General features: G+C 37.4%; 10 protein-coding genes. 5 read left to right on the top strand and 5 right to left on the bottom strand.

The features are described 5' to 3' along the window. Nucleotides 1-9: 9 nt before the first annotated feature. Complete coding sequence (locus DUT68_RS15545) at nt 10-510, top strand: hypothetical protein (RefSeq protein ID WP_113639140.1); 501 nt, start codon at nt 10-12, stop codon at nt 508-510. A gap of 25 nt (nt 511-535) precedes the next feature. After that, entirely contained in the window at nt 536-1,462 is a 927-nt protein-coding gene (locus DUT68_RS15540) for a bestrophin family protein (protein WP_113639139.1), read from the top strand. A gap of 67 nt (nt 1,463-1,529) precedes the next feature. Here DUT68_RS15540 and DUT68_RS15535 read toward each other — a convergent pair whose 3' ends face one another. The 4 genes from DUT68_RS15535 to gyrB form a co-directional block, all read right to left on the bottom strand. Continuing rightward, nucleotides 1,530-2,219 carry a hypothetical protein gene (locus DUT68_RS15535; protein ID WP_113639138.1) on the bottom strand — a complete coding sequence of 230 codons (690 nt, stop codon included), beginning with the start codon at nt 2,217-2,219 and terminating at the stop codon, nt 1,530-1,532. Continuing rightward, nucleotides 2,216-2,872 (bottom strand): hypothetical protein, encoded by a 657-nt coding sequence (locus DUT68_RS15530; RefSeq protein WP_113639137.1) that lies wholly within the window; start codon nt 2,870-2,872, stop codon nt 2,216-2,218. Before DUT68_RS15530 ends, DUT68_RS15535 begins: the two co-directional genes overlap by 4 nt. A gap of 1 nt (nt 2,873) precedes the next feature. Then, on the bottom strand, nt 2,874-3,212 hold the full coding sequence (locus DUT68_RS15525) for a PadR family transcriptional regulator (RefSeq protein ID WP_113639136.1): 339 nt from the start codon (nt 3,210-3,212) through the stop codon (nt 2,874-2,876). Nucleotides 3,213-3,321: 109 nt separating this feature from the next. Further along, nucleotides 3,322-5,280, bottom strand: coding sequence for a DNA topoisomerase (ATP-hydrolyzing) subunit B (gene gyrB, locus DUT68_RS15520; RefSeq protein ID WP_113639135.1), 1,959 nt, complete (start codon nt 5,278-5,280; stop codon nt 3,322-3,324). Nucleotides 5,281-5,445: 165 nt separating this feature from the next. On the opposite strand from gyrB, the gene DUT68_RS15515 reads away from it, so the two are divergent. The 3 genes from DUT68_RS15515 to DUT68_RS15505 all read left to right on the top strand — a co-directional run bounded on the left by DUT68_RS15515 (nt 5,446) and on the right by DUT68_RS15505 (nt 8,924). Next, nucleotides 5,446-6,048 carry an OmpH/Skp family outer membrane protein gene (locus tag DUT68_RS15515; RefSeq protein WP_113639134.1) on the top strand — a complete coding sequence of 201 codons (603 nt, stop codon included), beginning with the start codon at nt 5,446-5,448 and terminating at the stop codon, nt 6,046-6,048. Nucleotides 6,049-6,228: 180 nt separating this feature from the next. Continuing rightward, nucleotides 6,229-6,954 (top strand): EcsC family protein, encoded by a 726-nt coding sequence (locus tag DUT68_RS15510; protein ID WP_113639133.1) that lies wholly within the window; start codon nt 6,229-6,231, stop codon nt 6,952-6,954. Nucleotides 6,955-7,301: 347 nt separating this feature from the next. After that, entirely contained in the window at nt 7,302-8,924 is a 1,623-nt protein-coding gene (locus DUT68_RS15505; protein WP_113639132.1) for an ABC-F family ATP-binding cassette domain-containing protein, read from the top strand. Between the two features lie 148 nt (nt 8,925-9,072). Here the strand turns inward: DUT68_RS15505 and DUT68_RS15500 are convergent, their stop codons facing one another. Further along, nucleotides 9,073-11,955: a TonB-dependent receptor gene (locus DUT68_RS15500; RefSeq protein WP_113639131.1), complete on the bottom strand. Its 2,883-nt coding sequence runs from the start codon at nt 11,953-11,955 to the stop codon at nt 9,073-9,075. Nucleotides 11,956-12,030 lie beyond the last annotated feature (75 nt).

The following is a 12,030-nucleotide window of genomic DNA, read 5'->3' as shown; positions in this document are numbered from 1 at the left end:
ATTAGGGTTATGAAAAGAATATTAGTTCCAACAGATTTTAAAGTAGAAGGTACCAAAATAATTGATGCTATTGCTTTACAACCTGACTTAAAAGAAGTAACCATAATCTTTTTACACGCTTTCAAACTCTCAGATTCCATTACCAACATGCTGATGTTGAGTAGAAGAAGTAGAGACTACGAAAATGTTAGTGATGAATTTTATCAGAAAATTGATCAGTATACCGCAAAATATCAAGGCAAAGTAAAAGCCATAGGCATTGAATTTTTTTATGGAAGCACTGCCGCAGCGTTTAAAAACTTGATAGAAGGTTTAAAGATAGATCTAATTGTTTATGCACAGGACTATAATTTTAAACCAATCAATAAATATAGCATCGATCCTAAATACTTGACATCACGTAGTGGTTGCCAGGTGTTAGAGCTGGATACACGTGTAATTGCACAGGAAAAAGAGCTTTTCGAAACTAAGATGCTAAATGAAAAGCGCACCAATACGGTGTCAGCTTAAAAATTTTTAACTAAAACACGATATCATGCTTTTACGAAATAACATACCCATCACTTATATTTTTGGAAAGATTAAAAAAGAGTTGCTCTTCGTTGTAATTTACTCGGTGAGTGTAGTGATTTTGTACCATAATTTCCATGTCACACGCATCTCCATTCCAATTGCAGTGCCGGCGTTATTGGGAACAATCATCTCACTGTTGTTGGCTTTTAGGTCAAACCAAGCCTATGACCGTTGGTGGGAAGCCCGAATTTTATGGGGTGCCGTTGTAAACGATTCGAGGTCATTGTCCAGACAAATTTTATCTTTTGTAGATAGTGCTTACACACCTGATGAGGCCAAAGCTTTTAAACGCAAATTTATCAAAAGGCAAATTGCCTGGTGTTATGCGCTTAGTCAATCGCTAAGAGGGTTTAGTTCATCAAAAGGTTTGGATCGATATTTAGAAGCAGACGAATTTGCGTTTATTAAACGACAAAACAATGTTACGGTGGCGCTTTTGGAGTTGCATGCCATGGATTTGAAAAAGGCTTTGCAGGAAGGCTGGATCAACAAATATCAGCAAATAGAAATTGATAAAACCCTAAATGCACTTTGTAACCACATGGGTGGATGCGAGAGAATCAAAAAAACCATCTTTCCAGTAACCTACAGCAAATACATCCACATGTCGATATTTCTATTCATTATGATGTTGCCTTTTGGGTTGATAGAATATTTTGGTTTTATGGAAATACCGGTAGTAGTTTCTATCTCTGTTTTCTTCTTATTGGTAGAAAAAATGGCTGTACACTTACAAGATCCGTTTGAAAACAAACCTACCGACACCCCCACTACAACCATTTGTAGAACTATTGAAAAAGACCTTTGTCAGATGTTGGACGACAACAAATTATTTGAGGACAAAGCTCATGCGGATATGGCGCCTGTTGGCTCCTACTACATCCTTTAAATTGCTAGTTTTTTGATGTTGTTTTATAAAAAACCCTCCTCTGCGTAATGCAGGGAGGGTTTAATTTTTACGCCTGATCTAAAATTGTATATTTTTCCATCAAAAGCCTGCTTTCCCTCTTACCTAATCTAGCAGTCTTTACGCCCGAAATCACATAGATAGCTAAAGCTAACATCAAGATGGTGATTAAAAATACATTGATGTTAATTCCCAGATATTCAATATTAGGCATATCTTTTAATATCATCTTAAAAATCAAAAAAAATGAGCCAATAAAACCAAAATATGAAGCTGATACTCGAAAAGCTAAAAACTTATTATAAGTTCTATTTAATAAATTAGAAATAATAACAAACCCAGTTAAAGCCAAAATCAAAATCAGCGTTATCGCTAAAACCACATCAGAATTTCCAACAAAATTTATCACCTTATAAAATAAAATCCCGGTTAAAAGTAGCAGTGTCAAATACTTAAAATCAAAAAAGGATTTGAAGTTGGCCCAAAAGATGCTATTGTATTTCTTATTCATACCGTTAACAATTGCATCCTCCAAACTTGAAAATCCAAAGATCCCAAAAGATTGATGTACTTCCTTTAACGCTTGATCCAGTGTTAAACTTTCATTCAAACCCATTTTCTCTTCTACCGCACTAGCTACGTGATCAAGTATTTCCATTTGGACATCTACATATCTAATTCCTTTTTTAAGAATATAATTTTTGATATAATCGATTTGCGTTTTATCTAGTTGCTTCATTTTGCTGCTATAACTTTTTTATTTTGGCTATAAAATATCAAACGGATTAAGAACGAACTAGTTACGTAACAGATGAGTGCCATAACTCCTTTATAATACACGGGCAAAGAAAACACCGACCGTACATCTATAAAAAAATAATATAATGCCATAACACCTACCAACCCGGCCAGACTTATCGTTGACTTTAAATCATCAAAAACGGAAGCTTTATAACGTTTAAAATAATAATACAACTTTCGTAATGGATAGTATAAGCATACCAAGCAAACTAAAATCTTATTGGCTTTGTTTATATTTTCCAACGTTTGTCCATTTGAAATCATCTCATAGAAAAAGCGGGAGATAAAAATTAGAGAAATCAAGAAAAAAATATTTCGCCGAAAAAATTGACCATCAAAGCACCTAAATATTTTTTTGATAGACGAAATTAATAACACTGCAAAGAGTTTTTCTTCTTGATTTCTTATTCCTAAAATGCCTCCAAAATCTCTTTCGATTATCTCATTTACAAGTAACAGATCGTAACTTCTGGTATCGTATTCTAAACAACTCAATACATGATCAAAAACTTCTTGCTTGGTTTCTGTGTATTTAGTTATCGAAGAAATATATTCCTTTACCTCTTCAACTTCTTTTAGTGACAAATCCATACTAATAACTAGGCTTTAATTTCAACAATAACTCCAACTGACTGATGAATGCTTTAGCTTCTTCCAATTTACTAGCAACAGCTTTACCGCCATCTTTAGATAACGAATAATATTTACGTAGCCTATTGTCTACTATTTCAGTACTGGTTTCCAATAGCCCCTCCGCTTCCATTTTATGTAACGCCGGATAAAGCGCCCCTTCTTTGAGGATGAGTTCCCCCTGGGTTATCAATTTAACTCGTTGCGTAATTTCATAACCGTACATTTTTTCATTTTCTGACAACATCTTTAAAATGATGGTTTGTAGGGTGCCTTTAAAAAGCTCTGTATTAACTGCCATAAACACAAATATAAAGTATTCCTATATACATAAGAAATTTATATATATAAAAATAAAAAACCCTCCTCTGCGTAATGCAGGGAGGGTTTAATTTTATGATTAGCGATTGTTAAGCGTCTATCTTCGCATATTTAGCGTTGCGTTCAATAAACTCTCTACGAGGCGCTACTTCGTCACCCATTAACATAGAGAAGGTATGGTCACATTCCGCAGCATTTTCAATTGTTGCTTGCATTAAAGTACGACGAGCGGGATCTAAAGTAGTTTCCCATAACTGCTCAGCGTTCATCTCACCCAAACCTTTGTAACGTTGTACATGTACGCTATCTTCTTTACCCGCACCTTTTAAACGTTGGATAGCAGCATCGCGTTGCACATCGTTCCAAGCATATTCGAACTCTTTACCTTTCTTAACCTGATAAAGCGGTGGAGCAGCGATATAAACATAACCAGCCTCAATCAGTGGTTTCATGTAACGGAAGAAGAATGTTAAAATCAACGTGGTAATGTGCGAACCATCGATATCAGCATCCGTCATGATTACGATTTTATGATAACGAAGCTTGTTCAAGTTTAAAGCCTTGTCATCGTCTTCAGTACCGATACTAACGCCTAAAGCCGTGAACATATTCTTGATCTCATCATTCTCGTAAATTTTATGCTCCATGGCTTTCTCCACGTTCAAGATTTTACCCTTTAACGGAAGAATAGCTTGGTAGTTACGATCACGACCCTGTTTAGCAGTACCACCTGCCGAGTCGCCCTCTACTAAGAAGATTTCGCATTTTTCTGGATCACTATCAGAACAATCAGCTAGTTTACCTGGCAAACCAGAACCACCCATCACACTCTTACGCTGAACCATTTCACGAGCTTTACGAGCAGCAGCCCTAGCTGTTGCAGCTAAAATCACCTTGTTGATGATCATTTTAGCTTCTTTCGGATTCTCTTCAAGATAATTACCTAAAGCCTCACCTACTGCAACGTCTACAGCACCCATCACCTCACTGTTACCCAGCTTAGTTTTGGTTTGTCCTTCAAACTGAGGCTCAGCAACTTTAACAGAAACCACGGCAGTCAAACCTTCTCTAAAGTCATCACCAGTAATCTCCATTTTAAGGTTCTTCAACAAACCAGATTTATCAGCATATGCTTTTAAAGTACGTGTTAAACCACGACGGAAACCAGCGATATGGGTACCACCTTCGTGAGTATTGATATTGTTTACATAAGAATGTACATTTTCAGAATAACTATCATTGTACTGAAAAGCCAATTCAACAGGAATACCATTTTTGATACCTTCTACATAAATTGGTTCAGGTAAAAAAGATGCTCTAGTTCCATCTAAAAAGGCAACAAACTCTTTCAAACCACCGTCAGAATGGAAAACTTCCGAAAAGAAAGTACCATCTTCCAAAACCTCACGCTCGTCTGTTAAAGTTAGCTTAATACCTTTGTTCAAGAAAGCTAATTCACGTAAACGAGCAGCTAGCGTATCATATTTATATTCTGTAGTCTGCGTAAAAATGGTTGGATCCGGACTAAAAGTTACAATCGTACCTCTTTTATCGGTAGTGCCAACTTCTTTAACATTGTATTGTGGAACACCAATTTCATACTCCTGCATCCAGATTTTGCCTTCGCGGTGTACCTCAGCTTTTAAGTGGGTAGATAAAGCGTTAACGCAACTTACACCCACACCGTGCAAACCTCCAGAAACCTTGTAGGTATCTTTATCAAATTTACCACCTGCGTGCAACACGGTCATTACAATCTCTAATGCCGATTTATTTTCTTTTTTATTGATACCAGTTGGAATACCACGACCGTTATCTTCAACCCTGATAGAGTTGCCTTCTAAAATATTTACATAGATCGTATCAGCATGACCGGCCAAAGCCTCATCAATAGAGTTATCTACAACTTCATAAACTAAATGGTGCAAACCTTTAACGCCGGTATCACCAATATACATTGAAGGGCGCTTACGAACCGCCTCTAAACCTTCTAAAACCTGTATATTATCGGCCGAATAATTTGAGTTTGGATTTTTTTCTTCGCTCATATTTTATTTGAAAATTTAAGAATCAAAAATACGCAAAATTTATGGATTTCAGGGTATTGTGGATAACTATTCGACTGTTAAAATTGCTTTATTTGGCCTAAAAAAACCCGACTTATAGGATAGTCGGATTTGATTTTTATATTTGCTAAAATTTAGAAGTATAGAATGAAACTAAACACAGTAAAATTTAGCGGCTTAGCTACTGCAATTGCCATCGTTTCTGTGATGAGCGCCTGCGGAAACAAAGAAACGAAAACAGAAGGTACAGCAGCAAAACCTGCAGTATCTGTTGATGCAAATAAGGACAAAATCGTTTTCGTTGATTCGGACTCGCTTTTAAACCAATACGAGTACTTTAAAGTGCTAAAAACTAAAATGGAAGCTAAAGGCAAAGCTGCCGATGCAGACCTTAAAGCTAAAGGACAAGCTTTCCAGCGTGACATGCAACAGTATCAATCGCAAGCTAATGGGATGACTGCCGAGCAGAGAGCTGCTACCGAAGAGAGATTATCTCGTAAACAGCAAGAATTACAGGCTTATCAGCAAAATGCCGGTGCTGCTTTCCAAAATGAGCAGGCCAAAGAGCAGGAAGCGCTTTACAACAAAGTTGCTGATTACTTAAAAACCTATGCTAAAGAAAAAGGCTACAAAATGGTACTAAAATATCAAAAAGGCATGGGCGATATCCTTTTCGCTGATGAAAGCCTTGATGTAACTAGCGAGGTAATCAAAGGCCTAAATGAGGCTTATAACAAAGAAAAGAAATAAGGTTTAACACCAAACGTCAAGGAAAGTCCCGCTATTGTGGGACTTTTTTATTTTCCAAGCAGACTTAGCTTGACGGATGCCGTTCCTAACGAATGATGATCCGCTTAAGCAATAAACTCATTTATCATCCTGTAACATCATCTAACTTTTCGGGCTCTAAGCTGTTGTTACTTAATAGCTATGGATAAATACCAAGAACAGGTTGCAATAGAGCTTCAATTCTGGAAAATGGAAGTGATGAAAAAGCCATCACTTGCAGACAACATTACCTATAAAATCCAGGGAAAAATCAATGGTTATATTCCACAAAAGGTGCATGATGCCATTACTTTAGCAATAAGGCAAATGGTAAAAGCTGTACTTTTTGGTTCGGAAATAACTACCTCAAGTATGCCACCTCAAGAAATGAGTTTGATACACCGTGAAGCTTTGGTAAAATCCAAAATCGAAAGCTATTGTAAAACTGGTGCAGCTGAAGGTGGTATAACTGGCGCCGGAGGATTTTTAATGAGCTTAGCAGATTTTCCACTTTTGATTGCCATTAAAATAAAATTGCTATATGAAATTGCTGCCTTATATGGCTTCAATACCAGCGACTTCCGAGAAAGACTGTACGTCCTTCATATTTTCCAACTGGCTTTTTCAAGCAAAAAAGGATCGCAAGAAGTGCTACAGCAGCTAGAGAATTGGGATGATAAATTGTTTTTACTACCTGAAAATGGAGATGGCTTCGATTGGCAAACTTTCCAACAACAATACCGAGATTATATTGATTTAGCAAAACTGGCGCAGCTACTACCGGTTGTTGGGGCAGCAGTTGGCGCAGTTGTAAACTATCAACTCATTAAAAAATTAGGCAAAACAGCGATGATGTGCTATCGCATGAGGAGCGATTTGATGAGATAATTTCAATGCGGTGATTTGGTAATTGGTGAAAGCATATTTTTAAGCAACAGCCGATAAAATGAAAAGCCGCTAAATCAAAGACTGTAGATACTAAATTACTGAACTGCATAGGCTTTTGTTAAGTAACCCCGATTGAAGCGAAAATACTTTTGCAGCACTACATTTTTAACTTCGTAAGTTTTGAAAACTTACGAAGTTTACCACCAACGATGGCAAAAGATTGAAGCAAAAAGCGGGACTACAGCCGCCGAATTATACCATCTCACAGTTTCTAGTAATCCGTTTAGGCGCTAAACCTTTCAGCTTCCACCTTTTTTAACTACCTTTGCGGCTTATTTTTCAGCAATATGATTTCAGTTTCAAACCTATCGCTACGTTATGGAAAACGTACACTTTTTGAGGATGTTAACCTAAAATTTACGCATGGCAACTGCTACGGTGTAATTGGTGCTAATGGCGCCGGCAAGTCTACTTTCTTGAAAATTTTAAGTGGCGATGTACAACAAACAAGCGGCTCAGTAGCTTTTACACCGGGCGAACGTATGGCGGTGCTTAAGCAAAACCACTACGAGTTTGACGAGTTTTCGGTAATTGAAACCGTGATGATGGGTCACAAGCAGTTGTACGATATCATGAAGGAAAAAGATGCCATTTACATGAAGGAAGATTTTTCGGAAAAAGATGGTGAGCGTGCGGGCGAGCTGGAAAATCTATTTGCGGAAATGGATGGCTGGAACATGGAAAGCAACGCTGCTACAATGTTGAGCAACTTGGGCATTAAAGAGGAATTTCATTACAAATTAGTGAAAGAACTGGATGGTAACCAAAAAGTACGTGTGTTATTGGCGCAGGCTTTATTTGGCAATCCTGATATTTTACTACTGGATGAGCCTACCAACGACTTGGATATTGAAACTATCGCTTGGTTGGAAAATTTCTTGGCCGATTACCAAAATATTGTGCTAGTTGTGAGTCACGATAGGCACTTTTTGGATGCCGTTTGTACGCATATTGTGGATATTGATTTCAGTAAGATGAGCATTTACACTGGTAACTACACTTTCTGGTACGAAAGTTCACAGTTAGCGTTGAAACAACGTGCTGATCAGAACAAAAAGTTGGAGGATAAAGTGAAAGAACTACAGGAATTTATCCGCAGGTTTAGTGCCAATGCTTCCAAATCAAAACAGGCTACTTCGCGTAAAAAAGCATTGGAAAAAATTGACATCTCGGAAATTAAAGCTTCTAGCAGAAAATACCCTGCTATTATGTTCAACAATGGCGCTCGTGAAGCTGGAGATCAGATTTTACAAGTAGAAAAGTTAAGCAAAACTGTAAATGGTGAAGTGTTTTTTAAAGACATCAACTTTATGGTAAATAAAGGCGATAAAATTGCAGTGTTGTCACAAAACAGCTTAGCCACCACTGCTTTTTATGAAATACTTAACGGCAACGATAAAGATTTTACTGGTGAGTTTAAGTTTGGGGTAACTATTAGCACAGCTGACATTCCTAACGATAACTCTGAGTATTTTGCTGGCAAGGATGAGAATTTGATTGACTGGTTGCGTGAATACTCTGGTACTGAAGCGGATGAACAATTTGTGCGTAGCTTTTTAGGAAGAATGCTTTTCTCCGGTGAAGAAGTATTGAAAAACGTAAAGGTACTTTCGGGAGGCGAGAAAATGCGTTGTATGTTTTCTAGAATGATGTTGCAACAAGCCAACTTCTTAACTTTTGATGAGCCTACCAACCACTTGGATTTGGAATCTATTACGGCATTGAACAATGGAATGAAGGATTTCAAAGGCACGATTTTGTTCACCTCACGAGATCATGCACTTACAGAATCAGTAGCTACAAGAATTATAGAACTTACGCCAAAAGGTATCATTGATAAGTTGATGACTTACGATGAATACATTAACAGCGATGATGTGGCTAAATTAAGAGCCGAGATGTATAAATAAACGATACTGTCATTACGAGGGATGAGGAATCTGCTTCAATTTTTCCTCTATTCATAGTGTAAACTATCAATAAACGACAAAGCCCCGGGAAATTCTCGGGGCTTTGTCGTTATTAACCTTATCAACCTTAAAGATTGACGAGACTTCACTATGGATTAAATGCTAATGACACATAATACATTGCACCTACTTCTGGGTTACCATAAGAAGTGATGTAGTATTTGTTCAAGATGTTTGATCCACCAATTTTAATTAATGAATTTACAGAAGGAACTTTCAAATTTACTTGAGCATCAACTGTTCCGAATGCTGGCACCTCGCCACCGGCAAAAGAAGAGAACCAAGTAAATTTATCCTGCCAACGATAGTTCACATTGAAACCAACGTTTTTGAAAATTTCACGGTTGCTAATTCCTAAGTTGTAACGAACTTCTGGTGTATTGAAATCGTTATTATAGTCTGCAGGTAAATCATTTAATTTATTATAAGATACGTTACCCGAGAAAGTATATTTTCCGCGTACGTAATCTAAACCAAATGCACCTCCGTAAGTTTTCACTTTTCCAGTTGCGTTAACAGGAACACCGAATTTAGTGAAACTTGTACCATTTAACTGATATACGTTAACGGCTGTGATGAAATCTTTGTAGGTGTTATAGAAACCGTAAACATCTACCAACCAATTTGAACCTAATAATCCTTTGTAACCTAATTCATAAGCAGTAACACTTTCTGGACGCACGCCGCGAGGATCAAAAGTATATTGAGCCAAAGCACCTGAACCCGCAACAAATTGTCTGTAGCTAGCCTCAGTAAAAGGTTTATTGCTGATTAAGCTATACTTATTTAAAAACTCTGGAATACCTCCAATTAAGCGTTGACTACCACCGCCTACTGCTAAATCGATATATTGGTTTTGAGTGGTTGGATTACGGAAACCTGTTTGGAATGAGGCACGAATGTTGGAGTTTTTAGCTACAGTCCACACACCTGTTACACGTGGGGTGAAACGACCGTCGAAGTTTTGGCTTTTATCGAAACGGCCAGCAACAGTTACTTTAAATACGTCACCAAACTTTTTACCTAATTGGCCAAATGCCGCATATTCGTCAATGTCGATCTGTCTATTCAAGTCGTCAAATATAGTACCGCCAGAGTTTAAGTCATATCGACGAGCCGATGCTCCAACTTGAAATTCTATAACGTTATCAAATAACCTAGAAAAGTTATACATACCTTCATAATGATACAAGTTTGATTTATCATTAAACTTAGCGCCATAAACTCCAGTAGTTAAATTAGTTTGACTGATGTAAGTGTTTTTAATTTGATCTGCGAAGGTATTGAATTGAGGACTGCCAGCCTGTATTCTATTAGCATCTGCCGCTTGGCGAGCAGCAGCATGTGCTTGCTCATCAGTAACTGCAGGGTTTAATCTAGCACCAATATAAGTTCCAATATATTGAGGAAACCATGCAGTAGATGCTTTAGTTTTCTCATTGATATAACTTCCCAAAATTGAAGAAATATACGAATCACCCGAACGTTCCTGAGTAGTGTAACCTCTTAAATAAAAGTCTTGACCTTTTAATTCTAATTTATACAGGCCAATATTGAAGTTACGTAACGAATAACGGTCAGATCCAGTATAAACCGAAGTACCAGTACCCCAATTAGCTTGAGCTGATAATTGTACCGTATTAGTTAAATTATAATACAAACCTCCCGACATCTTCAAAGATTTAGTACCATAATCTACTAAGTCGATTTCATTGTAACCAGTTCTTGATACATTTTGATTAGGCAAGAAACCGTTATTTCTTTGTGCATAATAAAAAGGAAGATATTGGTTAATTACCGTAGGCCTTAATGCAGCAGGTACGTTGGCATTAATAAAAGCAATATAGTTTGGATAAGGAGTTCCTACCGGCAAATTATTAAGTACTGTTTGTGCATTGAATGCTCCACCAGATGCAGTTAATAAAGCTTGTCTTGTAGCAGCCTCCACATTGTTATTCACCGCTCTCATATTTTGGCTCACTTCATCACCATAAACATTCACACCGTCATAATTTGGATCAGATTGGCGAGTACCAGATTTTGGCATGTTAGCCGCTCTATCAAAGTTTGACTGATTAGTACCAAACCAGTCTTTAGCTTGCAAAAATGAAAATGCGAATTTAGCGCCAAACTTGTTGTTCCAAGACTTAGCCATACGCATATCAAACTGTCTGAACTCTTGCGCAGAAGTATTGTTGTCGTTCACGTGGTTTAATCCGGTTTTTAACTGGAAACTCACGCCTTGATATTTGAACGGATCTTTTGAAGTCATCAACAAAGTACCGCTGATACCACCAGCACCATATAATGCCGATGATGCTCCAGGCAACAACTCTACATTATCAACATCAAGCTCTGTGATACCTACAATATTACCTACAGAAAAGTTTAGGCCTGGCGCTTGATTATCCATACCATCAATTAATTGGTTGAAACGAGTGTTACCATTGGCGTTAAAACCTCTGGTATTGTAAGACCTGAAGGTTAAACTTTGAGTACTCATCTCCACCCCTTTAATGTTCTGAATAGCATCGTAAAAAGATGGTGCTGCAGCTTCTTTGATTTGTGTTTGCCCTAAGCGCTCAATCGTCACCGGCGATTCTAAAATACGCTCAGGAGTTCTTGATGCTGAAATCACGACTTCTTGCCCTAAAATTGCACCTGTTTCAAGCTCAAATTTTAAGTTACTTGCATTAGTAGTCACTTCCCTTTCCACTGTATTGTAGCCCACAAAGGTAACAGTAAGCGTAAATGGTGGTTTTTCAGTAGTACTGAAAGAAAATTTTCCGTTTTGGTCGGTAGAAGAACCTATTGTTTTTCCCTTCACTGTAACGCTCACTCCAGGAATCGGCTCCTTGGTTAGTTTATCGGTAACGGTACCGCTAACCACAATGCTTTGCGCAATGGCCGAGAACCCAGTCCACAGCAAAACACAAAGCATAAGAAATACTTTAGTAATAGTTTTGTTCATACTTCTGCAGTTTATATTGTTTATTTTAACATAAACTTAATACATTTTTTAAAATTTACAAATTAAATTTTATGC

Origin of the sequence: Pedobacter zeaxanthinifaciens (assembly GCF_003313335.1) — a bacterium.
In the GTDB taxonomy this organism is placed as follows: Bacteria; Bacteroidota; Bacteroidia; order Sphingobacteriales; family Sphingobacteriaceae; genus Pedobacter; species Pedobacter zeaxanthinifaciens.
This window is presented reverse-complemented; position numbering and strand designations above follow the sequence as displayed.

Coding starts and splice junctions, on each gene's coding strand:
- DUT68_RS15545 (WP_113639140.1), top strand. CDS start 10: ATGAAAAGAATATTAGTTCCAACAGATTTTAAAGTAGAAGGTACCAAA.
- DUT68_RS15540 (WP_113639139.1), top strand. CDS start 536: ATGCTTTTACGAAATAACATACCCATCACTTATATTTTTGGAAAGATT.
- DUT68_RS15535 (WP_113639138.1), bottom strand. CDS start 2,219: ATGAAGCAACTAGATAAAACGCAAATCGATTATATCAAAAATTATATT.
- DUT68_RS15530 (WP_113639137.1), bottom strand. CDS start 2,872: ATGGATTTGTCACTAAAAGAAGTTGAAGAGGTAAAGGAATATATTTCT.
- DUT68_RS15525 (WP_113639136.1), bottom strand. CDS start 3,212: ATGGCAGTTAATACAGAGCTTTTTAAAGGCACCCTACAAACCATCATT.
- gyrB (WP_113639135.1), bottom strand. CDS start 5,280: ATGAGCGAAGAAAAAAATCCAAACTCAAATTATTCGGCCGATAATATA.
- DUT68_RS15515 (WP_113639134.1), top strand. CDS start 5,446: ATGAAACTAAACACAGTAAAATTTAGCGGCTTAGCTACTGCAATTGCC.
- DUT68_RS15510 (WP_113639133.1), top strand. CDS start 6,229: ATGGATAAATACCAAGAACAGGTTGCAATAGAGCTTCAATTCTGGAAA.
- DUT68_RS15505 (WP_113639132.1), top strand. CDS start 7,302: ATGATTTCAGTTTCAAACCTATCGCTACGTTATGGAAAACGTACACTT.
- DUT68_RS15500 (WP_113639131.1), bottom strand. CDS start 11,955: ATGAACAAAACTATTACTAAAGTATTTCTTATGCTTTGTGTTTTGCTG.